Here is a 21,794-nt window from a genome sequence, read left to right on the forward strand (position 1 = left end):
CCCAGGGTCGGGCGCGGCCCTCAGTGCCACAAATGTACCTGGCCCCTGCTTCAAACTACTGACGGATGGCATAAGCTGCCACTGCGGGCCGAACCTTGCAGCCGTTTTGCTTTCCTCGGCGCCGCCTCTTACGGCCCCCGAATTGGAGACCCCGATGTCCTTGGACACCCATCTCGACAACAAAGCGCTTGAGGAGCTGGAGAAACAGTACGACTCCGCTCTGAACACGCGCGACAACGGACCCAAGCTGACCGGCGTCATCTATTGGGCCTCCATCGCTTTTGCCCTTTACCACCTGTGGACGGCCGGCTTCGGCACGCCGGTGGACCATGTGCATATGGGCATTCACCTGGCAGGGCTGTTCCTGTTCATCTTTGTGGGCTTCCCGCTGATCAAATCGGCGCGCAGCCTGGAATGGCGCGGGCCGAACCCGCTGCGCCCCGGCAATGTGCCCCTTTATGACTGGGCGCTCACAGGCCTCAGCATGGCGGCGGCGCTGTTCCTCTGGGTCAGCTGGCGCGGCTTTGACATGTTCGGCTTTGACATTGCCGAGCAGGCGCTGCGGCAGGGCAATCCTTCAGGCCTCGACGTGTTCTTCGGCTCGGTGCTGATCCTGACAGTGCTGGAGATCGCCCGCCGCACCATCGGCTTTGTGCTGCCGCTGATCATCCTGGTGTTCATGATCTATGCGCTGTTTGGCCCCTACATGCCCGCGCAGATCCTGAAGCATCCAGGCGTCAACTGGCAGCAGTTCGTCAACAACATGTATTTCCCGTCCGAAGGCATTTTCGGCGTGACGCTGTGGGTGGTCTCCACCGTGGTGTTCCACTTTGTGCTGTTCGGCGTGGTGGCGCAGCGGATGGGGCTGGGGCAGTTCTTTGTCGACAACGCCATGCTGCTGGCCGGCCGCTATACTGGCGGCCCGGCAAAGGTGTCGGTTGTGTCCTCAGCCTTCTTCGGCACCATTTCCGGCTCTTCGATTGCCAACACGGTCTCCACCGGCTCGCTGACCATCCCCAACATGAAGAAACTCGGGTATCCCGGCCATTTCGCGGGCGGGGTTGAGGCTGCGGCGTCGGCTGGCGGACAGATCACACCACCGATCATGGGGGCTGCGTCCTTCCTGATGGCCGAGTATCTGGAGGTGCCCTACACCACCATCGTGATTGCGGCGATTGTGCCGGCGATGATGCATTACATCGGGGTGATCTCGATTGTGCATTTCACCGCCAAAAAGCTGGGGCTGACCGCTTATCCCAAGGATCAGCTTCCCAAGTTCCTGCAGGTCTGGAAAGACGGCTGGTATACGATCATTCCGCTGATTGCGCTGCTGCTGGTCTTGTTCTCGGGCTACTCGCCGAACATGGCGGCCTTTATCGGCCTGAGCCTTTGTATTGTCGTCGGCTTCTGCGCCTTCAACAAGCCGGCAACCATGCTGATCCCGCTGGCCTTGCTCGGCTTTATCTTCTGGAAGGCCTCACCCTATTCCGGTGAGGGGTATACACCGGTGATGGCAGGCATGCTGGCCGCACTCACCCTGATCGGCTGCCTGCACCGCAACGAACGGCAGAACTTCCGGGATCTGTTCGACAGCTTCCACGTCGGCGTGCAGTATGCGCTGGCTGTGGGTGCCGCCTCGGCTGCGGTGGGTATCGTGGTGGGTGTGATCAACACCACCGGCGTCGGCTTCCGCCTGGGCTTCATGGTCACCGGCGGCGCGGCGGATATGGCAGCTGCCCTGGCACCGCTCTTGGACTGGACCACCATCGAGGCCTTCAGCCAGCCGTCAATCCAGCAGTTCCTGTCGCTGGTGCTGATTGCCATGGCCTGCATCCTGATGGGCGCCGGCCTGCCAACCACGGCGCTTTACATCATGCTGGTCGCGGTTGCGACGCCGGCGCTGAGCCAGCTGGGCGTGCCGCCGCTCGCTACCCATATGTTCGTGCTCTACTACGGTGTGATTTCCGAAATCACCCCGCCGGTTTGCGCATCGGCTTATGCGGCGGCGGGGATTGCGGGCTCCAACCCGTTCCGCACCGGGCTCAATGCCTTCACCCTTGGTCTGGGCAAGCTGATGGTGCCGATGGTGTTTGTCTATGCGCCGGTGATGCTGATCGTGCTGCCGGAGTATTTCACCTGGGTCGGTTTCATCCAGGTGACCGGGACCTGCGCACTGGGTGTGTTTGCCATCGCCACCGCTGTGTCGGCCTACTTCCTGGCGCCGCTCAGCGGGATCTGGCGGCTGCTGATGGCCATTGGCGGGCTGCTGCTGGTGGCACCGTCCGGCGGCTCGGACCTCGCCGCTCTGGTGATCATGGCGCCGGCCCTGGTCCAGCAGCTGGGCCGGCAGCGCAAACTGCAGGCTGAGGCCGCTCAATGAGCGGCCCAGCCTCCCCCGGTCTGCACACCACCCCGGATGTGACGGTTCTGGGCGCCGGGATTGTCGGCATCTGCTCGGCCTTGTCTTTGGCCGAGCGGGGGCTGAAAGTCCGGCTCATTGACCGGGACGCGCCGGGACAGGCGACCTCTTACGGCAATGCCGGCATCATCTCGCCGTGGTCGGTGGTGCCGCAATCGATGCCGGGCCTGTGGAAGAAAGTGCCGGGCTGGCTGCTGGATCCGCTTGGTCCGGTGACCGTGAAGCCCGGCTATCTGCCCAAGGTTGCGCCCTGGGGGCTGCGGTTCCTGTCCGAGGGGCGCGCGGGGCGGATCCAGCAAATCTCCGACGCAATGGATACGCTCAACCGCAACTGCGTGGAGCTGTACCGTCTGCATCTGGCAGGCACTGGCCACGAGGATCTGGTCCGGGACAGCTATTACGTCCATGCCTTTCGCAATGCAGCGGCTGCGGATCTGAATTCAACGGATTACCGGATGCGCCGGGAGCGCGGTGCGGATCTGGAGCGGATCGGAGCCACTGAACTGCGCGAATTGGAACCGGCGCTGACACCGGAGTTTCAGGCCGCAATCCTGATCAAGGGCCAGGCGCGGGCATTATCTCCAGGCCGCATCTGCACAGTCCTGTCGGAGAAGTTCCTTTCCATGGGCGGCGAGATCCTGGCCCAGACCGTGCGGGCCATCCTGCCTGCCGAGCGCGGCGGCTGGACCTATACCACCGCCGAAGGCCAGGAGTGGACGCCGAAGCTGGTCCTGGCCATGGGTGTCTGGTCCGGAGAGCTGCTGAAACCGCTTGGCATCAGGATCCCGATGGAATCTGAGCGCGGCTACCATGTGTCGTTCCGCAACCCCGGTGTCGCGCTGAACAACTCGATCATGGATATGGACATGAAATTCGTGGCCTCCTCGATGGAGGAAGGGCTGCGGGTCGCTGGTACTGCCGAGTTTGCGGGGCTTGATCAGCCGCTCAATCAAAAACGGCTTGATGGCCTGGTGGAGCTGGCCAAGGCGTTGTTGCCCGGCCTGCAGGCTGACGACATGGACACCTGGTCCGGCCAGCGCCCCAGCCTGCCCGACAGCCTGCCCTGCATTGGCGAGGTCGAGGGCTTCCCGGACCTGATCGCCGCTTTCGGCCACAGCCATTACGGGCTGATGATGGCGCCGAAAACCGGGCGGCTGGTGGCGGATATCGTCAGCCAGACCCCGATGAACGAAGACCTCGCGCCGTTCCGCGCGCGGCGGTATGAAAGGATCAAGACATGACCATCCACCCCGGCGGGCAGAACATCTGCGGCGTCTCTATCGGCGTCCTTGCGTTGGAAAGCTATTTCCCCAAACCGCCCGGCCATATCAAGAACCCCTCCAGCCTGGGGTTCACCACGCTTTATGAGATGCTGGACGGGATCACGGTGCCAAAACTGCTGGCCAACCCGACCGGTGAAATGAAGGATCGGCTGATCGATGCCGCCAAGCGGCTGGAGGCCAAGGGCGTGCGGGCGATCACCGGCTCCTGCGGGTTCCTGGCGATCTTCCAGAAGGAAATCGCGGCGGCGGTGAATGTGCCGGTGTTTGTCTCCTCGCTGATCCAGGTGCCGCTGGCGCATCAGATGACCGGGCGCACCGTGGGGGTGATCACCGCGTCCTCCGGCAGTCTGACCGAGGCGCATCTGAAGGGCGTCGGCGCCGAGCACACGCCGATTGCGGTGCAGGGGCTGGATGATGCCGAGGAGTTTTCCACCGTGATCCTGCGCAATGAGCGCACCGCGATGGATTTGGCCAAGGTCGAGGCCGAACTGCTGGCCGCCGCCAAAGGCATGATCGCCCGCAACCCGGAGATCGGCCCGATTGTGCTGGAATGCACCGACCTGCCGCCCTATGCGCATGCGCTGCAGGCGGAGCTGAACCGGCCGGTGTTTGATATCATCACTTTGACTGAGATGGTGCATCGGGCTGCATTGCGCACTCCCTTCTCAGGTTTCATTACCTGAGATCGGGCAAGCTCCCTGCCCGTCGCGCTAGCGGCAGGCATGCGTCCGCCCGCCCCACGGCGGGCGCGTTCCGCTCCCGCCCAGGGGTACGCTCACCGTGAAAAGCTACCCTGCTCCACAGGGGAAACTGGCTTTAACCGACCCTTCTCCCACAGAGATTTCCGGCTCTCAGCCCCCAAATCTTTTGCATGTGGAGCGAAGCCCTGGCCCTTAATCTGGCGCGGAAACGCACATTCCGCCTGATAGGACCATCATGAGCCAGATCACCGACACCCTCCTCGAGCAAATCCGCGGCCGCTTTGCCCAGGTTGACAGCTGCCCGCAGCAGGGCAGCCGCATCTTCTTTGAAAACGCCGGCGGCGCGCTGACGCTGAAATCGGTGGTTGAGACTTCAGCGCAATACGCTGCCATCGCCGACAACCAGGGCCGCGACAACCCGGGCAGCCACGAACTGGTGCGGGTGATCAACAAGGCCAAGGACGACATGCGCGTGTTCATGAATGCGCCGGGCGGCCAGTTCTTTGCCGGCGAAAGCGGCACCGAGCTGTTGTTCCGCCTGATCATGAACGCTTGCCTCGGCAGGGGCGAAGGCGGCACCGTGCTGGGCTCGACGCTGGAGCATCCGGCCACCCGTTCGGCCTGCGCCCGCTGGGCCGGGGTAGCGCGGCAAAAACATGTTCTGATCGAGCATGACAACGCCAGCGGCACCCTCACCGCCGATGCCTATGCCAAGGCGGTCACGCCGGACACCGTGGTGGCGACCATCGTCCATACCTCGCCTGTGACCGGCATGGGTGTCGACCTGGCGGCTTGCGCTGCCGCCATCCGCGAGGTGGCGCCGGACTGCCTGATTATCGTCGACGGCATCCAGCACGCCGCCCACGGGCGCATTGACCTGGAGGCCTATGACGTCGACGGCTATGTGATCTCGCCCTACAAGATGTTCTCGCGCCACGGCTATGGCTTGGCCTGGATCTCTGACCGGATGACCCATGTGCCGCATAACGCGCTGATCGACGGGCCGGAGGACAACTGGGAAATGGGCACCCGCGACACCGGAAGCTATGCCACGCTTTCGGATGTGGCCGAATACCTGGAGTGGCTCGGCGGCGAAGTCAGCGATGCCACCGGCCGGCGCGCGAAATTCGTGGCCGCGGGCGAGGCAATCCACGCGCATGAGAAGGCCCTAACCGACGCGATGATCCATGGCACCGGCAACCTGCCCGGGCTGGCTGAGATGGAAGGCGTCACCATCCTGGGCGGTGCAGACAACCCCGCGCGCGAGGGGCTGGTGTCCCTGACTGTTGAGGGCGTGCCGTCGGTGGATGTGGTGAAGCGGCTGAACGAACAGGGCATCCGCACGCATCTGCGCAAGGCAGATCATTACTCAGGCAACATTCTGACGCCTCTGGACATGGACAGCTGCGTGCGGGTCTCCATGTGCCATTACAACAGCATAGGCGAAGTGGCGAAGTTCCTCGGCGTGATGAAAGAGATCACCGGCTGACACCCCTCGTCTTGGCCGCCGCACTCTGCTGAGAGCTGTGCCCAAGCCAATGAGCGCTGAGCGCTGCCTGTGCCTTGGAAGCTTGCAAAGAGGCGCAGGCGCTTGAAATCGCCACTGGTTTCAAGCCCTGTGTGAACCACAACCGGTCCGGTAGAGCCATCTGTGTCAGGTCTTCAGCGAATTTGACCGCATCTGGGCAGGGCCTGGCGACGTCAATGAACCAGAGGCAATCATTTCTTCCCAGCCAGCCGCATGAAATCGAAGCTGCCCGCCGCACTTTCTGTTTTGGAATGCGGCGGGCGGGGTTAAGCTGTCTGCTCTACTTGGCTGGCAGTTCCTCTTTCAAGGCCTTGTACAGGCTGATCATCATCAGAAGAATGACGATTGAGAACGGCAAAGCGGCAGCGATCGATGCAGTCTGCAACGCAACCAATCCCCCGGCGACCAGCAGCACGCTGGCGACAACGCCTTCGGTGACGCCCCAGAAGATCCGCACCAGCCGTGGCGGATGCTGGCTGCCCATGGCCAGCATGGTGCAGATCACCAGGGTGCCGGAGTCCGATGAGGTGATGAAGTAGGAGGCAATCAGAAAGGTGACGATGGCGGCAAAGGCGGTGCCCCAAAGGCCCACATCCATGCCCTCAAGCGTCGCATAAAGCGCCAGGGTCGGGCTTTCGTTGACCGCTTCGATGATGCCGCCCGCGCCCTGCAGTTCGATGCTGACGGCATTGCCGCCGAACATTGCCAGCAGGAACATGGTGACCAGCGGCGGCACGATCAGCAGCGCCACTACAAACTCGCGCAGAGTTCGGCCCTTGGAGACGCGGGCGATGAACAGCCCCACAAAAGGCGACCAGGCGATCCACCAGCCCCAGTAAAAGACGGTCCACCAGCCCTGCCACTGCCGGCCCTGCTCTTCATCGACCCACAGGCCCATAGGCACGAAGTTCTGCACGTAGTTGCCGACCAGATTGACGAATTGACCCAGCAGGTAGACGGTCGGGCCGGCAAACAAAAAGAAGGCCAGAATGGCAAAGGTCAGCCACATGTTCAGCTCGCTGATGATGCGGATGCCCTTCGACACGCCCGAGACCGCGGACAGGGTGGCAATACCAGTTACGATGGCGATCAGGATGATCTGGTTGGTTGTCGAATTGGCAATGCCGGTCAGCAGGCTCAGGCCGGTGTTCATCTGCTGGACGCCCAGCCCCAGGGTGGTGGCAACGCCGAAGATGGTGCCAAAGATCGCCAAGAGGTCGGCTGCATGGCCCCAGAAGCCGTAGATGCGGTCTCCGATCAGCGGGTACAGAGTGGAGCGCATCGAAAGCGGCAGACCTTTACGGTAAGCGAAATAGGCCAGCGACAAAGCCACGATCACATAGACCGCCCAGCCGTGCACCCCCCAGTGGAAGGCGGTGATCAGCATGGCGGTGCTGGCAGCCAGGGCTGAGTTCGCCTCGGTTCCGGCCATCTCGATAAACGGGTTGCCCTGCAGGTGGTACATCGGCTCGGCGATGCTCCAGAACAGCACGCCATTGCCCATGCCGGCGCTGAACAGCATGGCAAACCACGAGAAGTTGCCGAACTCCGGCCGGTCGCTGTCCTTGCCCAGCCGGATATGGCCATAGCGGCTGAAGGCCAGCCAGATGCTGAACAGCAGAAAGATGCTGATCATCAGGATGTAGTACCAGCTGAGCGTGCTGGTGATCCACGACTTGACCCCGTCGAACACGCCCGAAGCAAATTCGACATTGGCGACGGTGAACACAACAAAGGCGATCACCATGAGCTTCGAGGCGATGCTCATCCGTGCATGGACGCCTTTCAGCAGGCCGGTACTGGCGACGGCGTTGTAAGGGTAGCGGCCGTCAAAGCCCTGTTCGAGTGACATTGTTTCTCCCTGTTTTTGTGTTTCGGCCGGGCCCGGAGGGACGGCCATGGCCCCGCCTCCCCTGCCGCCAACAGGCACTGTGTGTTCAGCCTGGGACCTTAGCGGAGCATTGGATAAGCGGAGAATGAGAACTGCAAATGCTTGGATTTACGATGCTTATGGCGGGCTGCTGCAAAGCGACCAGGATTTGCGGAAGCTATGCGGCGAACGGTCGAACTTGCGCTTGAACTGCCGCGAGAAATACGAGGTGTTTTCAAAACCGGAAGCCATGGCAATCTCGTGCACGCTCAGGTCGGTTTCGTTGAGCAGGGAGAACGCCCGATCCAGCCGCAGGCCGAAATAGAACTGCCAGGGCGACTGCCCGACATATTTTTGAAACAGCCGCTCCAGCTGACGGCGGGAGACAGACAGTTCTTCGGCGATCCCGTCCATGTCCAGCGGTTCTTCGAGGTTGGCCTGCATCAGCCGCACAGCGCGGACCAGGCTGGGATTGCGGCTGCCGAGCATCGGGGAGACCGGTGAAATCTGCTGCGACATGCCCGCGCCCGGGCGCTTGTGCAGGCACATGTCCGCCACGCAGGAGGCCAGATGGGTGCCGCAGTGCGCCTCGATGATGTCCAGCATCATATCAGTGGCCGCGTGCCCGCCACCGCAGGTGTAAAGGCCGCGGTCAGCCTCGTAGAAATTGCCGGTCGGGGTGAGGTGCGGAAACAATTCGGCAAACCCCGGGGCGTTTTCCCAATGCAGGGTGAAACGCCGCCCGGCCAAAGCGCCTGCCGCCGCCAAGGCGAAAGCGCCGGTGCAGATGCTGCCAAGGCTGACGCCGTGCGCCTTTTGCCGGCTGATCCAGCTGACGGCGCGGCTATCGTAGGATTGCGCGGGCTCTGTTCCTGCGCAGACAAACAGCGAAGCATTGCGGTCCAGATCGCACAGGCCGGCATCCACATGTATCGGAATGCCGTTAGAGCAGCTGACCGGCAACCCGTCGGGGCTGTGCGCATACCATTCGAACAGCGGCTTCTGGGTCAGCTGATTGGCGATCCGCAACGGCTCGATTGCGGCGCTGAAGGCTAGCATAGTGGTTTTCGGCAGCAGCAGAAAATGGAACGTCTTCGGCGGTGCATCGCTGTCAAAGCGCACCGTGGCAGCGCCTTTGGGGAGGAAGCGGGAGTCTTGCATGGTCTTCTCCTGAACGGCTGCTGGCGGGCAGCGCTCCGGGGTTATTGCTGTTCTAGCAGGTCCTGGCGCTGCGCCCCGAAGGGCGCAGCAAGATGTTATTGCGGAACGGGAAAGGCCAGGCGCAGGTAGACCCACTGAGCCCCTTCGGAACTGGTGCGCTGCGGGTCAGGCGCCAGCGCCAGCAGGCAGATGGACCCGGCCAGGACGGCCAGACAGGCCAGCCCCTGCAGCAGTATGCCGGCCTTCCCCGCCATCTTACGCCTTGGCCCCGACGATGTTGTGCTCGGGGCCATAGGGGAAGCCGGTGATATTTTCGGCGCCGTCTTCACCAACGATCAGAATGTCATGCTCGCGGTAGCCGCCCGCGCCGGGCGTGCCTTCGGGCAGCATCACCATCGGCTCCATCGACACCACCATTCCGGGCTTCAGCTCGGTATCGATATCCTCGCGCAGCTCGACCCCGGCCTCGCGACCGTAGTAGTGGCTCAGGACGCCAAAGCTGTGGCCGTAGCCGAAGGAGCGGTACTTCAGCAGGTCCCACTCGCGGTACATCTCATTGAGCTCCAATGCGATGTCCTTGCATTTCGCTCCGGGCTTGATCAGCTCCAGCCCGCGTTCATGCACGGCAACGTTCTTTTGCCAGATGTCGAGGCTGGCGTCGTCCACGTGATCGCAGAACAGCGTCCGCTCCAGCGCAGTGTAGTAGCCGAAGATCATCGGGAAGGTGTTCAGGCTGAGGATATCGCCGGATTGAACGATGCGGTTAGTGACCGGGTTGTGCGCGCCGTCGGTGTTGATGCCGGACTGGAACCAGGTCCAGGTGTCCATCAGCTCGACAAAGGGGAATGAGGCAGCGATTTCGCGGATCATTGCATTGGTGCCGGCAATGGCCACCTCATGCTCGGCCACCCCTGCCTGCACTGCACCCGCAACGGCAGCGCCGCCAACGTCGCAGATGCGCGCGCCTTCGCGGATCAGTTTCAGCTCCTCGGTTGATTTGATGGTGCGCATCCACATCGACGGACCCGAGACATCAACTAACTCGACACCGGGCAGGGCATCCTGCAGCGCCTGGCGGTAGTCCAGCGACACATGGTCGAACTCAATCCCGACCCGCTTGGCGCCCTTTGTCAGGTCCTGCACAGCGCGGTAGAAGTTGTCCCGGCGCCAGTCGGTATAGGTGATGTTATTGCCAAAGCTGCGGCGCCAAGGCTGGCCGCCGTCAATGCCCGCCGAAATCGTGGTGGCGTTCTTCTGATCGATGACCATGCCGTATTTGCGGCCGAAATAGCAGTACAGCCAGCCGGAGTAGTAGTTGATGCAGTGATAGGAGGTGAACAGCGCCGCATCGACGTTCTGCTTCGCCATCCAGGCGCGCAGCTCATCCTGGCGGCGCTTCATTTCCTGGTCGGAGAACGGCGAATAATCCTTGTCGCCGTTGTGCCATTCCATGACGTGGAGCATATCTTCAGACATGTTTGATCCTTTCTTCGGGGCCTGCCTTTGTCGGTAGCACCGGAGAAGGATGTCAAAAAATTAATAGATATGATCCATCCATAAGGATTGGAAATACCCCTACCCGGACGCGGGTTTAATCGTCTTGCGGAAACCGCCCACGCCTTCGGCAATCTGCTCGATTAGTTTCAGCGCTGCGTCGCCCTGGCGCACATGCTTGTAGAACAGCCCGACGTGTATCCGCGCCAGCTCAGGGAAACCGATATCCGGTGTCAGGATGCGCATGCCCGGCAGCAAGGTCTTGGTTGTCAGGGCTGAAATGCCCCAGCCGCTGGCTACCGCGTTCTGCAGCGCTGAGATGCCCGGGCTTTCAAAAGCAATCCGCCATTTGCGCCCCTCACCGTTCAGTGACTCGATCACCCGGTCGCGGTAGACGCAGCCCTCCGGGTGCAGCACCAGCGGCAGCGGCTCATCCGGATTGAAATGGAAGTCTTTGGCACAGACCCATTTGGGGCGCTCAGACCAATAGTGCGAGACATATGGCGCGGGCATTGAATCGGTGATGGCGATGGTCATGTCCAGCTCATCAGCATGCAGCCTGCTGAGCAGATCCCGGCTCCAGTGGCACCGGATGTCCAGTGTGACTGCCGGGTTGGCTTTGACAAAGTCCGAGATGATGGTCTGGAAGAACTCGGTGGCATAGTCGATTGGCAGGCCGACCCGCAGCACGCCCTGAATACTGGAGCGCGACAGGCGCGCAACCGCGCTGTCGTTCAGCCGCAGGATCTCGCGCGCGTATCCGATCAGCGCGTGGCCATCCTCGGTCAGCGTCAGCTCCTTGCCCTGATGCACAATCAGCTTGCAGCCGCTGAGTTCTTCCAAGCGGCGGATCTGCAGGGAAATCGCGGGCTGCGTCCGGCCAAGCGCCTGTCCGGTCTCGGTATAATTGCCAAGGTCAACCGCTGTCACAAAGGTGCGCAGCAGGTCGGTCTGCAGGTTGGTGAACTTTCTAGACATTTACAATTCTTATTCTTGCATTGTTACTATCAATTTCTCACATGGAAGATCCGGAGTCAAAGTAAAGCAAGCCTTAACTTTCCCGGATTGAGCTTTCCCATGAAGAACAACTCTGTATTTGCCGTTGAGCGGACCTGGCCGCAGTACAAGTCGCTTGTTGAAGACGGTCAAACCCCCATTCTGATCCCCGTCGGCTCCATGGAGCAGCACGGGCATCACATGGCGATGAATGTCGATGTGCTGCTGCCTAACGAGTTTGCCCGCCGGATCGCGGAGCAGATCGGCGGTCTTGTCGCGCCGCCTTTTATGTACGGCTACAAGTCGCATCAGAAGTCCGGCGGCGGCAATTTCTTTTCCGGCACCACCAGCCTGGACGGCGGCACTCTGGTCAGCGCCTTGAAAGACCTGATCAAGGAGTTCGTGCGCCACGGCAACCGCAACTTCTGCCTGGTGAACGGCCACTTTGAGAATTCCTGGTTCATTTCCGAAGGCATTGATCTGGCCCTCAGAGAGCTGAAGTGGGACGGCATCACCGGTGTGAAAGCGGTTGTCCTGTCGTACTGGGATTTCGTTGACGAAGACACGCTCGCCGCTCTCTACCCAAATGGTTTCCCGGGTTGGGAAATGGAGCACGCGGGGGTGATGGAAACCTCGCTGATGCTCAAGCTGCACCCGGAACTGGTGAAGCTGGAGGATGCAATCGATCACGCGCCGCCCGCCTTTCCGCCCTATGACGTCTACCCGCCGCACCAGGACTGGACCCCGGCCACCGGCACGCTGTCGTCGCCGGTAGAGGCCACGGCCGAAAAGGGCGAACTGCTGCTGAGTGTCTGCACCAAGAGGATCGTCACGGCGCTCAAGAAGGAATTCGCAGACCGCTCTGCAGTAAGCGCGGCGGCAACAGCTGCGCAATAGAACCAGCAAGGAGACTGACATGCTTAGGAAATCCACCCACCCCAGCCGGCGCGCGCTGCTAAAAATGTCGGCAGGCGCCGCCCTGGCCACCCCGTTCCTGTCGATCCGGGCCGCGGCGCAAACCGTGAACCTGTCGATGCTGGCCTGGTACGGCCACGCCGAACCGGATGTGGTCGGAGAGTTTGAAGAACTGCACAATGTGAAGTTCACCCCCAAGTACTACACCGGGGGCGACAATATGCTGGGGCTGATCGCCCAGTCGCCGCCGGGCACCTATGACGTGATCCTCTCCGACGCTGAGTATGTGCAGCAGCTGAATGCCGCAGGCTACATCGAGGAACTGGACCCGAACGACTATGCGTTTGACGATTTCTTCCCGGAATTCCAGCAGTTCCCGGGCCACTGGCAGGACGGCAAGCTTTTCTCGGTGATCACCCGGTTCGGTTTCCTTGGCATTTCCTACAATGCCGGCGTGCTGAGCGAGGCGGATGCCGCCAGCTACAATATCTTCAGCGACAGCCGCCTGACCGGCAAGCTGGGGCATTTCGACTGGCACTTGCCGAACCTTGGCCAGGTGAGCCTGCTGAACGGCAACGCAGATCCCTTCAATCTGAGCGATGCCGCCTGGCAGCAGGTGCAGGACAGCACCATGGCGCTGCGCGGCCAGGTGGGCGGGTTCTTTGACTATGGCGGCACTTTCTCTTCCTTGAAGAACGGCCAGATGACGGCCTTTGCCGGCATCGGCGACTGGATCACCGGCGTGCTGGAGAAGAACGGCGCAAATGTGCGCACCGCTATTCCTGAGGAAGGCGGTCTGCAATGGACCGAGAGCTTCTCGATCGGCAAGGGCTCGCGCAACCAGGAGATGGCGCGCAAGTGGATCCAGTACATCACCTCGCCTGAAGGGCAGGCGAAATCAGCGGATATGGCGGCCTACCCGGCAATGATCCCCAACAAGAAGGGCTGGGTGGCGCTGAATGAAGCCAACCCGGGCGAAGCCAAGCGGCAGAACATGGTGCTGGGCCAGAATAACGCCATCGACCTGATCCGCGACGGCCGCATCAAGTACCGCCAGCTGCCCGGACAGCAGAGCCTGGAGGATTGGAACGACTTCTGGTCCGACTACAAGGGCGCCTAATCTCTCCCCCGCTCCGGAAGCCTCTCTTCCCCGGCTTCCGGCGCCTTACTGAAGGCCAGCTGCCGCCCGGCGCTGGAAAACCGATGAATACACGGCCATCTCTGTTTTCTCTGACCTTTTCACTGCCGCTTCTGATCTGGCAGCTGGCCTTCTTTTTGTTCCCGCTGGCCTTTCTCGTGGCGCTCAGCTTCTGGACGGTGCGGAACTTTCAGATGCAGCCGGACTTCGACACCGTGAACTGGATCAAGATCTATTCCCGCGGTGTTTTCTGGGATGCCTATTTCCGGACCCTGCTGATGGCCTCGGCCAGTGCGGTGCTGATCAGCCTGTTGGCGTTTCCGGCCTCTTATGCGATCTCGTTCAAGCTGCGGGACAGTGTCAAACGCTGGATGATCTTCATCCTGATCATCCCTTTCTTCACCAGTTACCTGGTCCGGGTCTATTCGCTGCAGGTCTTCCTGTCCGATGCTGGCATTCTGAATGCTTTCCTGGGCTATCTGGGCCTTGGCCCCTACCCGATGCTCAACAACACATTCGGCACGCTTGCGGGCTATGCCACATTGTGCCTGCCGCTGGTGATCCTGCTGCAGGTGTTCAGCCTCAACTTCGTGAACCGTGACCTGGTCGAGGCTGCCCATAACATGCGCTGCGGACGGCTGCAGACAGTTCTGGAAGTCATTATCCCCTCGGCCAAGGCAGGGCTGGTGATTGCCGCGCTCTTTGCCTTCATCCTCAGCTTTGGCGACTTCGTCAGCCCGCTCTATCTGGGCGGAGGCAACCCGCCGACCCTGTCAATCATGATCACAGATATCACCAAATCCGGACAGCAATGGCCGCGTGCGGCAGTGGTGGCACTGACAATGATCGCCACTTTGCTGACCGTTGCCTTCGCCGCCATCAAATTTGCTTACAGGGAGGCAGGAAAATGACCGGCAACCGCAATCCCCTCATCGACGGCCTGCTCAAACTGCATATCGCGCTGTGCCTCATCTTCATCTTCGCCCCCATTGCAGGCAGCTTCGTGTTCTCACTGAACTCCGACCGCTTCCCCTCGCTGCCGCTGGGCTCCTTCTCAACCGAATGGTACCGGCTGATTTGGGAGGACCCGCTGGTCTGGGCCGGTTTCTTCAACACCCTGCTGGTCGGCGCCTGTGTTGCAGCAATCGCCACACTGCTGGGATTTGGCGGCGCCTATACCGACTTCCGCTACAAGTTCTTTGGCAAGACTGCCTATCTGGCCCTGGCCCTGCTGCCGCCGACCATCCCGGTGGTGATCATGGGGCTGGCGATGCTTGCCTTCCTCTCCCGCGTCAGCCTGTCGGGCAATGTGGTCTCGGTGATCATCGCCCACGGCGTGATGTGCAGCCCCTTTGCCATGGCCATTATCCGCCTGCGGCTGTCGCAGATGGATCCCGATCTGGAAGCGGCAGCCTGGAACCTGGGCGGCAATGAATGGGTGACGATGCGCCATGTGATCATCCCCTTCACCAAGCCCGCGATCTATGCCGCGCTGTTCATCACCATGGCGGTCTCTTTCGACGAGTTTGCAGTGGCCTGGTTTGTTTCCGGCCTGAACGAAACGCTGCCGGTCAAGGTGCTGGGCTTCCTCCAGGGCCAGGTCAGCCCGCGGATCAATGCCATCGGCTCGCTCGCCTTTGTCAGTTCGATCTCCTTCATCGTGATTGCCCAGCTCCTGATGCGCAATCCGGACACCAAGACCCCTTAACAGACAGGACAGAGCCATGCTGGACACCCCAATCGTGCATTTCGACAATGTTGTGAAAAGGTTCGGCAGCTTCACCGCTGTTGAAAAGGCCGACTTCCAGATCGCCCGCGGCGAGTTCCTGGCGATCATGGGCTCTTCGGGATGCGGCAAGACCACCACCTTAAGGATGCTGGCCGGGCTGGAGGATCCGACCGAAGGCAGTATTCTGCTCGATGGCGAGCAGATCAACGGCAAGCCGACCTGGGAGCGGGACACGCCGATGGTCTGGCAGAGCCTGGCGCTGTTCCCTTTCCTCACAGTGCAGGAAAACGTCGAATTCAGCCTGAAAATGCGCAAGGTGCCCAAAGCCGAGCGGCGAGAGCGTGCCCGCAAATGGCTGGACCGGCTGGATATTCTGGAGTTTGCCGACCGCAACATCTCGCAGCTGTCCGGCGGCCAGCGCCAGCGGGTGGCCCTGGCCCGTTCCTTGGTGACCGAGCCCAAGATCCTGCTGCTGGACGAACCGCTTTCCGCACTTGATGCCCATCTGAAAGTACGCATGCAGTCAGTGCTGTCCAGCCTGCAAAAAGATCTGGGCATCACCTTTGTCTATGTGACCCACTCGATGTCCGAGGCATTTTCCATGGCCGACCGGGTGGTCATCATGAGCCGCGGCAAGATTGAACAGATCGGCACACCCGAGGAAATCTACCGCGAGCCCCACAACCGCTTTGTTGCGGACTTCCTGGGGTCCTCAAATGTGTTTTCCGGCCGCCTCGCGTCCGACGGCAGCAGCGTTTGGACCGTTAAGGCCGAACACGCCGCCTTCACGGTGAAAGCCCCGGCAGAGCTGCAAAGGGCACCAGGCGCCAATGTTGCCTTTGCCGTAAGCTCCGAGAACATGTCATTGGCCCCTGCCGGAGCGTCCTGTACCGGAAACTGTGTTGAAGCCGTGGTCGTCGGCGGAGAATTTGCCGGCGCCTCTGCCACTGTCTTTCTTGAAACAGACCAGGGCCAAGAGCTGAAAGTGCAAAAAGGGCATGACGAGCTAAAGTCCGTGGACATCAGGGCTGGGCAGAAACTCCTGGTGCACTGGCTGCCGGAGCATTGCCACGTTCTGCCGGGGGAGTAGCGTTTCTGCAGTGGCTGGCTCCTCGCTTTCAGCCATCTGAAAATGCCAGAATAGGAGAGAAACCGGCTTCGCCCGCGGCCAGAAGCTGATTTTGGCCCCCGGTCCGGCTTCTGCGGCTTTGCAGGCAGACTTTGACCTTGCGGCAGACACCTCTGTTTTCACCGCAACATCAAAAGATTTTCTGATACTCATGCCCGCAGCTTGTCAGAACTTGATAAGCTCGTGTCCGCAAGAAGAACATTCGCCGCGAGGGAAGGCGCAGCCGGTCAGGCGCGGCGGCCTACCTCGGCAGTCAATGACGCCTCCTGCGGCAACCTGGACAGTACAAACAATCGAGTCCTAAGCATGGCAACAGAAGAACAGAACATCCGGCAGGCACGCCCTCTTCCGCTTAACGCAAGCGACCTGCCGGAAGGCCTTTGGTCCCAGCCCCATGTGTTCCGGCACGGCCAATGCGATCCGGCTGGCATCGTCTATACTCCAAAGTTCTTTGACGTCTTCAATCAGGTGATCGAAGCCTGGTTCTGCGAGTGCCTGAATATCGACTACTACGACATCATCGGCCCGCGCCGCACAGGCCTTGGCTATGCGAATGCGGGAGCCACCTTTTTCACCCCCTGCATGATGGGAGATGAAATCGAAATCTTCGTCTCTGTCACGGCGATCGGCGGCAAGTCCTATCAATTGCAGCTGCACGCGATGAAAGACGGCCGCGAAGCCCTGCGCGGAAGTTTTACCACTGTTGCAACATGCCTGAACGAACACCGTGCGATCGGTATTCCCGAGGATATCAGGGAAGCATTGTCCGCTTATGCGGAACATTGCGGCTGACCTAGCCCAAGGCCGGACCTATACCATGTTTGGAACGAAGCCACTCTGGCCGCTTGCGTCAAAAAACGAAAATGGTAACGCGGTTCGGGCTGAGAGTCGTGGATGATCACCAGTTCATACTCGGCGGCGGCTTCGCCGCTTGCCGTAAACTCAGTACTTTCAGTACTGCGGCTCAAGGCCTACCGAGAAACAGCCGTTCAAGCTGGTTCGGACGTGGGCATTGTGATCACGCAAGCCTCGAATGGCTGCATGCCCATGGCACGGTCGCGGCGTTTAGAAGCTGGCTGTTAAGGTAGCCGTTTGCGTGCCGTCCGCTAGGAAAATGGAATTGCGAACAAACTCGGGCACTTCGGGGTGTCCGCTCTTGTAGGCGCCGCAACGCTGCAGAGTCTCCCGCAGGTCCGGTGATTTTCCCAGAAACTCCCACACCACACGGGTGCCGTACAGCATATGCCCGCCTTCAGGTTCGATCCCCTGGAGCAGCCCGGGAAGAAACGATGGCTCATCATAGTCCGACGCGATAAGCGCCGTGGTCCACATGCCGTTGCCTTGCCCCTGTTCGCGGCTTGTGATGAAAATCCGCTTGTGCGCCTCGAACACGAGGCCTGAGTGCTTCAGCGTCGAGGGCACAGCGAATTCATCGTCCTCATAGCGCTCCACTTCTTTTGAAAACCAGTCCTGCCCGCTGCCAAAAATGTGCCCGATACTCTTGAGCAAGTAATTCTTGGCGGGGTCCGGACTCATGTAGATGTGGTAGTAGCCGGCGTGGCGTTCCAGCAGGCCGGTATCACGGCGGTCGCGGCGGATGACCTTCTCCATATGCGTGGCCAGCGGATCCTCTGCCCGGTTCAGAACCGGCGGGCGCAGCCGCACCAGTTTGGCAAAGGCTGCATGGTCCTGCAGGATCTCGGCCTCATCCACGCCGAAAAAGTCGCAGATCCGGCGCAGCGTCGCCAGCGAAGGAGCGGTCTGGCCGGTGAGGTATTTGTTGAATTGCTGCCGGTTGATGCCGATTCGACGGCACACATCCGAAACTGAACGGCCATAGCTGCACAGCAGCCGGAGGTTAGCGGAGAGACGGGTTTCAGACATATCTTTATGCTAATTTATGCTCTTTAGCTTCGTCCAGCTTAATTTCTGGGGTCTGACAGTGCGTGATTTGCGGCGCGGCTGCCCTCTAGACTGATGGAAAAGATGCCAACAGACGGAGAGGAAAATGACCCAAACTGCCAAAGACCGGGCAAAGCGCGCATCCGCATGTGCCAGCACAGCCGCCGCATTCTGGGCTGCTGCAGCGGGGGCCGCCCAGGCCGAAACCCTCCGCATTGCGGTGGCTGCAGATCCAGGGTACCTGGACCCGGCCTATTGGGGGTCCAGTTCAGAGCAGCTGCTGATCGACAACCTCTATCCGCGGCTGGCCAAATATGCGGCGGGCAACAGCTGGCAGGCCGAACTGGATGCGGCCAAGTCGGTTGATCTTTCGGACCCGCAGCATATCGCGTTTGAACTGAAGCCCGGCATCATGTGGTCCGGCGGCTTTGGCGAGCTGACCGCAGAAGACGTGGAATACTCCTTTGAACGCCATCTGGATCCGGATCTGGAATCGGGCGTTTCTGCGGAGTTTTCCCTGCTGGAAGATGTTGAGGTTACTGGGAAATACACCGGTATCATCCATCTGAGCGCACCGTCGCCTGCGTTCTGGAGCGCGACGCTGTCCTACACTTCGGGTGCGATCATCTCCAAGGCGGCAGCCGAGGCTTCGGAGGGATATTTCGAGGCCACCCCGGTCGCAACTGCGGGCCCTTACAGGTTCAAGTCGCATGAGCCGGGCCAGCCCTTCATGCTGGAGAAAGACCCGGACTGGAGCGGCGCGGCGGCAGAGTTCGAGGAAGTGGCCATCATCGCCATTGCCGACGACAACGCTGCCCGGGTAGCCTTTGACGCGGGCGAGATAGACTACACCTATGCCGCCTCGGCGCTGGAGTATGACAATTGGTCCAAGAGTTCCGGCAACACCGAACTGCGGTCTTCGCTTGATCCGCTGTGGATGGGCATTTCGGAGACCTACGAGGGGTTGTCGGATATCCGCGTGCGCCAGGCCATCCAGAAGGCCGTGGATGTGCCCACAATTCTGGCAGCCATCTCGAACGGGCGGGCGGATCACGCCACCGGTATCGTGGCGCCGGGGCTGCTGGGCTACCGCGACGCCGCTCCGGCGCCGCGGGATGTCGACGCCGCCCGCGCGCTGATTGCCGAGGCGGGGGCCGAAGGAACCGTGCTGCGGCTGGATTTCGTCAACACCGCCAACCGTGCCACCATTGCCCAGATCATTCAGGCCAATCTGGCCGAGATCGGGCTGATCGTGGAGCTGAACGGTCAGGATGAGGGCACCTTCTGGAGCGTTGACGAAGCCCGCGCGGCGGATCTGCAGCTGCATGTGAAGTCCTGGACCGGCAATCCCGACGGCATCTACACCATGCAGTATTTCACCTCTAACCAGGTTGGTGTCTGGAACTGGGAAGGCCTCAGCAGCCCGGAGTATGACGCCCTGGTCGAGAAAGCGCGCCGCAGCACCGATGAGCAAGAGCGCGGCCGGCTCTACGCCAGGATGCAGGATCTGATGGTGGAGTCCGGCAACTTCCTGTTCCTGACCAATGAGCCGCTGACCATTCTGTGGAACGACAAGGTGGTTCCGGCAGTGCTCCCCGACGGCCGCCCGGTCTTTGCCGGCTTCAAGAAGGCCGCGGACTGATCTCCCTCCTGCCGGGCGGCGGCCCCGTGCCACGCCCGGATCTTTCTTCCGAGGAAATTCCAACATGCTTGGCTATATCTTCCGCCGCACCTGTCTTGGGGTGGCTGTGCTGATCCTGGCGGTCTCGTCGCTTTATGTGCTGGTGCAGCTGGCTCCGGGTGATCCGGCCAGCGCCATGCTGGGGCCGCGGGCCACTCCGGCGATCAAGGCAGAGTTTGCCGAGCGGCTGGGGCTGGACCGGCCGATGCCGGTGCAGATCGTGAAATACCTGGGCGCGGTTGCGCATGGCGATCTGGGCACCGACCTGCGCAGCCGCCTGCCGGTCAGGGAAGTTCTGCTGGCGCATCTGCCGCATACGGTGCAGCTGGTGGCAGCGGCGATGCTGCTGGCGGCGGGGCTTGGCATCCCGCTGGGCTGCCTGGCGGCGGTGAAGCGCAACGGGGTGTTCGACCGGCTGATCGGTGTGCTGTCGGTCAGCGTCATTGCGGTGCCCTCGGTGATCATCGCGATTTACGGCATGCTGCTTTTCTCGGCGCGCTTGGGCTGGCTGCCTGCAATCGGCGCCGGCGAGGGCGGCGTCTGGTCGGCACTGCACCATCTGATCATGCCCGCGGTGGCAGTCGGCATCGGCTGGGTCGGCTATCTGGCCCGGCTAGTGCGCGCCTCGATGATCGAGGTGCTGTCGGCGAACTATATCCGCAATGCCCGCTCTTTCGGGCTGACCGAGCCGCGCATCATCCGGACTTATGCGCTGCGGGTGGCTGTGGCGCCGACCATCACCGTTCTGGGCGTGGGCGTCGGCTATATGCTGGGCAGCGCGGTCTTTGCCGAGATCGTCTTTGCCCGGCCCGGCATCGGCAAGCTGATGTATGACGCGGTGATCCTGCGCAACTACCCGGTGACACTGGGCGCGGTGCTGGCCTCCAGCGCGCTGCTGATCGCGGCGACCACCGCCGCCGATATCCTTAACGCCATCATCGATCCCCGTTTCAAGGAAGGCCAGGAGCAATGACCGCTGTTGAAATCCAACCCGTCAGCAAGCCGGTGCGCTCCAGCGGTTTTGTCCGGCTGATGCAGGATCCGATGGGCATGTTCGGGCTGGTCCTGGCGGTGCTGCTGATCCTTTCGGCGGTGCTGGCCCCCTGGATCGCGCCTTATGGGCCAAACGCCATGGACATTCCGTCAAAGCTGCAGGGGCCAAGTGCGGCCCATTGGCTGGGCACCGATCAGCTGGGCCGCGATGTGCTGTCGCGCGCGCTTTACGGCGGGCGGATTGCACTGACCGTGGCGCTGGTCTCGACCGCGCTGTCGGTGATCCTGGGCTGCATCCTGGGCATGGCGGCGGCCATGGGCCCGCGCTGGCTGGATTATGTGCTGACGCTAGGGTTTGACACCGTGCGCGCCTATCCGGTGATCATTCTGGCGCTGGCCATCGGCCCGATCTTCGGCGGCGGCATGGTGGTTCTGGTCGGCCTGCTGGTGGCAACCTCGGTGCCCTACTACGGGCGGATCATGCGCGCCTCGGTGATGGCGCAGGCCAATGCCGAATACGTCGAGGCGCTGCGGGCAATGGGCGCCGGCCGCGTGCGCATCGTGGCGCGCCACATCCTGCCCAATGTGATCGGCCCGGTGCTGATCGTCGCTTCGATGGACATTCCAACCTTCATTGCCGCAGAGGCCGGCCTCAGCTTCCTGGGCGTGGGGGTCAAGCCGCCTGCCTCCAGCTGGGGCCTGATGCTGCAGGACGGCTTCGACTTCGTCGGCCACACCCCGTGGCTGGTGGTGGCGGGGGGCATTCCGCTGGTGCTGGCGACGCTTGGCTTCACCTTCCTGGGCGAAGCGCTGCGCGATGCCTTTGACCCGAAACTCGGCGGAAAGGGCTGACCG

At 61.5% G+C, this 21,794-nt stretch carries 19 protein-coding genes; 13 read left to right on the plus strand and 6 right to left on the minus strand.

Annotated features, from left to right (window positions below):
- Window positions 1-154: 154 nt before the first annotated feature.
- The 4 genes from RA20_RS04405 (at window position 155) to RA20_RS04420 (ending at window position 5,892) form a co-directional block, all read left to right on the plus strand.
- Entirely contained in the window at window positions 155-2,380 is a 2,226-nt protein-coding gene (locus RA20_RS04405) for a TRAP transporter permease (RefSeq protein WP_039125048.1), read from the plus strand.
- The gene (locus RA20_RS04410; RefSeq protein WP_039125050.1) at window positions 2,377-3,660 is read left to right on the plus strand and encodes an NAD(P)/FAD-dependent oxidoreductase; all 1,284 of its coding nucleotides are present in this window, start codon (window positions 2,377-2,379) and stop codon (window positions 3,658-3,660) included. Before RA20_RS04405 ends, RA20_RS04410 begins: the two co-directional genes overlap by 4 nt.
- Entirely contained in the window at window positions 3,657-4,385 is a 729-nt protein-coding gene (locus RA20_RS04415) for an aspartate/glutamate racemase family protein (protein WP_039125052.1), read from the plus strand. Before RA20_RS04410 ends, RA20_RS04415 begins: the two co-directional genes overlap by 4 nt.
- A gap of 253 nt (window positions 4,386-4,638) precedes the next feature.
- The gene (locus tag RA20_RS04420; RefSeq protein WP_039125054.1) at window positions 4,639-5,892 is read left to right on the plus strand and encodes an aminotransferase class V-fold PLP-dependent enzyme; all 1,254 of its coding nucleotides are present in this window, start codon (window positions 4,639-4,641) and stop codon (window positions 5,890-5,892) included.
- 319 nt (window positions 5,893-6,211) lie between these two features.
- On the opposite strand, the gene RA20_RS04425 is transcribed toward RA20_RS04420, so the two are convergent.
- From RA20_RS04425 to RA20_RS04440, 5 genes are all read right to left on the minus strand, one after another.
- Window positions 6,212-7,783, minus strand: coding sequence for a BCCT family transporter (locus tag RA20_RS04425; protein ID WP_052248820.1), 1,572 nt, complete (start codon window positions 7,781-7,783; stop codon window positions 6,212-6,214).
- A 156-nt stretch (window positions 7,784-7,939) separates the two neighbouring features.
- Complete coding sequence (locus RA20_RS04430) at window positions 7,940-8,962, minus strand: GlxA family transcriptional regulator (RefSeq protein WP_039125056.1); 1,023 nt, start codon at window positions 8,960-8,962, stop codon at window positions 7,940-7,942.
- Between the two features lie 95 nt (window positions 8,963-9,057).
- Window positions 9,058-9,216 (minus strand): hypothetical protein, encoded by a 159-nt coding sequence (locus RA20_RS25670; RefSeq protein ID WP_193748767.1) that lies wholly within the window; start codon window positions 9,214-9,216, stop codon window positions 9,058-9,060.
- A 1-nt stretch (window position 9,217) separates the two neighbouring features.
- On the minus strand, window positions 9,218-10,438 hold the full coding sequence (locus RA20_RS04435) for a M24 family metallopeptidase (RefSeq protein ID WP_039125058.1): 1,221 nt from the start codon (window positions 10,436-10,438) through the stop codon (window positions 9,218-9,220).
- Between the two features lie 99 nt (window positions 10,439-10,537).
- Complete coding sequence (locus RA20_RS04440; protein ID WP_039125060.1) at window positions 10,538-11,434, minus strand: LysR substrate-binding domain-containing protein; 897 nt, start codon at window positions 11,432-11,434, stop codon at window positions 10,538-10,540.
- Between the two features lie 99 nt (window positions 11,435-11,533).
- Between RA20_RS04440 and RA20_RS04445 the strand changes: the two genes are divergently transcribed.
- From RA20_RS04445 to RA20_RS04470, 6 genes are all read left to right on the plus strand, one after another.
- Window positions 11,534-12,349, plus strand: coding sequence for a creatininase (locus RA20_RS04445; protein WP_039125062.1), 816 nt, complete (start codon window positions 11,534-11,536; stop codon window positions 12,347-12,349).
- Window positions 12,350-12,368: 19 nt separating this feature from the next.
- Window positions 12,369-13,487, plus strand: coding sequence for a polyamine ABC transporter substrate-binding protein (locus RA20_RS04450; protein ID WP_039125064.1), 1,119 nt, complete (start codon window positions 12,369-12,371; stop codon window positions 13,485-13,487).
- A gap of 83 nt (window positions 13,488-13,570) precedes the next feature.
- Window positions 13,571-14,416 (plus strand): ABC transporter permease, encoded by an 846-nt coding sequence (locus RA20_RS04455; protein ID WP_039125066.1) that lies wholly within the window; start codon window positions 13,571-13,573, stop codon window positions 14,414-14,416.
- Complete coding sequence (locus RA20_RS04460) at window positions 14,413-15,213, plus strand: ABC transporter permease (RefSeq protein ID WP_039125068.1); 801 nt, start codon at window positions 14,413-14,415, stop codon at window positions 15,211-15,213. The genes RA20_RS04455 and RA20_RS04460 overlap by 4 nt, the downstream gene beginning before the upstream one ends.
- A 16-nt stretch (window positions 15,214-15,229) precedes the next feature.
- Window positions 15,230-16,324 carry an ABC transporter ATP-binding protein gene (locus tag RA20_RS04465; protein WP_039125070.1) on the plus strand — a complete coding sequence of 365 codons (1,095 nt, stop codon included), beginning with the start codon at window positions 15,230-15,232 and terminating at the stop codon, window positions 16,322-16,324.
- Between the two features lie 345 nt (window positions 16,325-16,669).
- The gene (locus RA20_RS04470) at window positions 16,670-17,155 is read left to right on the plus strand and encodes an acyl-CoA thioesterase (RefSeq protein WP_052248821.1); all 486 of its coding nucleotides are present in this window, start codon (window positions 16,670-16,672) and stop codon (window positions 17,153-17,155) included.
- 273 nt (window positions 17,156-17,428) lie between these two features.
- Here the strand turns inward: RA20_RS04470 and RA20_RS04475 are convergent, their stop codons facing one another.
- A complete protein-coding gene (locus RA20_RS04475; protein ID WP_039125071.1) occupies window positions 17,429-18,247 on the minus strand; it encodes a helix-turn-helix domain-containing protein in 819 nt (272 codons plus the stop codon).
- Window positions 18,248-18,371: 124 nt separating this feature from the next.
- On the opposite strand from RA20_RS04475, the gene RA20_RS04480 reads away from it, so the two are divergent.
- The 3 genes from RA20_RS04480 to RA20_RS04490 all read left to right on the plus strand — a co-directional run bounded on the left by RA20_RS04480 (window position 18,372) and on the right by RA20_RS04490 (window position 21,791).
- Window positions 18,372-19,907: an ABC transporter substrate-binding protein gene (locus tag RA20_RS04480; protein ID WP_052248822.1), complete on the plus strand. Its 1,536-nt coding sequence runs from the start codon at window positions 18,372-18,374 to the stop codon at window positions 19,905-19,907.
- A 64-nt stretch (window positions 19,908-19,971) separates the two neighbouring features.
- Window positions 19,972-20,919, plus strand: a complete 948-nt coding sequence (locus tag RA20_RS04485; protein WP_039125073.1) for an ABC transporter permease — start codon at window positions 19,972-19,974, stop codon at window positions 20,917-20,919.
- Window positions 20,916-21,791 (plus strand): ABC transporter permease, encoded by an 876-nt coding sequence (locus RA20_RS04490; protein WP_052248823.1) that lies wholly within the window; start codon window positions 20,916-20,918, stop codon window positions 21,789-21,791. Before RA20_RS04485 ends, RA20_RS04490 begins: the two co-directional genes overlap by 4 nt.
- Window positions 21,792-21,794: the final 3 nt, after the last annotated feature.

This window comes from Leisingera sp. ANG-Vp, assembly GCF_000813725.1.
GTDB lineage: Bacteria > Pseudomonadota > Alphaproteobacteria > Rhodobacterales > Rhodobacteraceae > Leisingera.

Excerpts from the sequence above, each read along its gene's own strand:
- RA20_RS04480 (WP_052248822.1), top strand. The coding sequence starts at position 18,372 with ATGACCCAAACTGCCAAAGACCGGGCAAAGCGCGCATCCGCATGTGCC.
- RA20_RS04460 (WP_039125068.1), top strand. The coding sequence starts at position 14,413 with ATGACCGGCAACCGCAATCCCCTCATCGACGGCCTGCTCAAACTGCAT.
- RA20_RS04470 (WP_052248821.1), top strand. The coding sequence starts at position 16,670 with ATGGCAACAGAAGAACAGAACATCCGGCAGGCACGCCCTCTTCCGCTT.
- RA20_RS25670 (WP_193748767.1), bottom strand. The coding sequence starts at position 9,216 with ATGGCGGGGAAGGCCGGCATACTGCTGCAGGGGCTGGCCTGTCTGGCC.
- RA20_RS04425 (WP_052248820.1), bottom strand. The coding sequence starts at position 7,783 with ATGTCACTCGAACAGGGCTTTGACGGCCGCTACCCTTACAACGCCGTC.
- RA20_RS04420 (WP_039125054.1), top strand. The coding sequence starts at position 4,639 with ATGAGCCAGATCACCGACACCCTCCTCGAGCAAATCCGCGGCCGCTTT.
- RA20_RS04440 (WP_039125060.1), bottom strand. The coding sequence starts at position 11,434 with ATGTCTAGAAAGTTCACCAACCTGCAGACCGACCTGCTGCGCACCTTT.
- RA20_RS04410 (WP_039125050.1), top strand. The coding sequence starts at position 2,377 with ATGAGCGGCCCAGCCTCCCCCGGTCTGCACACCACCCCGGATGTGACG.
- RA20_RS04455 (WP_039125066.1), top strand. The coding sequence starts at position 13,571 with ATGAATACACGGCCATCTCTGTTTTCTCTGACCTTTTCACTGCCGCTT.
- RA20_RS04465 (WP_039125070.1), top strand. The coding sequence starts at position 15,230 with ATGCTGGACACCCCAATCGTGCATTTCGACAATGTTGTGAAAAGGTTC.
- RA20_RS04475 (WP_039125071.1), bottom strand. The coding sequence starts at position 18,247 with ATGTCTGAAACCCGTCTCTCCGCTAACCTCCGGCTGCTGTGCAGCTAT.
- RA20_RS04490 (WP_052248823.1), top strand. The coding sequence starts at position 20,916 with ATGACCGCTGTTGAAATCCAACCCGTCAGCAAGCCGGTGCGCTCCAGC.
- RA20_RS04485 (WP_039125073.1), top strand. The coding sequence starts at position 19,972 with ATGCTTGGCTATATCTTCCGCCGCACCTGTCTTGGGGTGGCTGTGCTG.
- RA20_RS04445 (WP_039125062.1), top strand. The coding sequence starts at position 11,534 with ATGAAGAACAACTCTGTATTTGCCGTTGAGCGGACCTGGCCGCAGTAC.
- RA20_RS04430 (WP_039125056.1), bottom strand. The coding sequence starts at position 8,962 with ATGCAAGACTCCCGCTTCCTCCCCAAAGGCGCTGCCACGGTGCGCTTT.
- RA20_RS04405 (WP_039125048.1), top strand. The coding sequence starts at position 155 with ATGTCCTTGGACACCCATCTCGACAACAAAGCGCTTGAGGAGCTGGAG.
- RA20_RS04450 (WP_039125064.1), top strand. The coding sequence starts at position 12,369 with ATGCTTAGGAAATCCACCCACCCCAGCCGGCGCGCGCTGCTAAAAATG.
- RA20_RS04435 (WP_039125058.1), bottom strand. The coding sequence starts at position 10,438 with ATGTCTGAAGATATGCTCCACGTCATGGAATGGCACAACGGCGACAAG.
- RA20_RS04415 (WP_039125052.1), top strand. The coding sequence starts at position 3,657 with ATGACCATCCACCCCGGCGGGCAGAACATCTGCGGCGTCTCTATCGGC.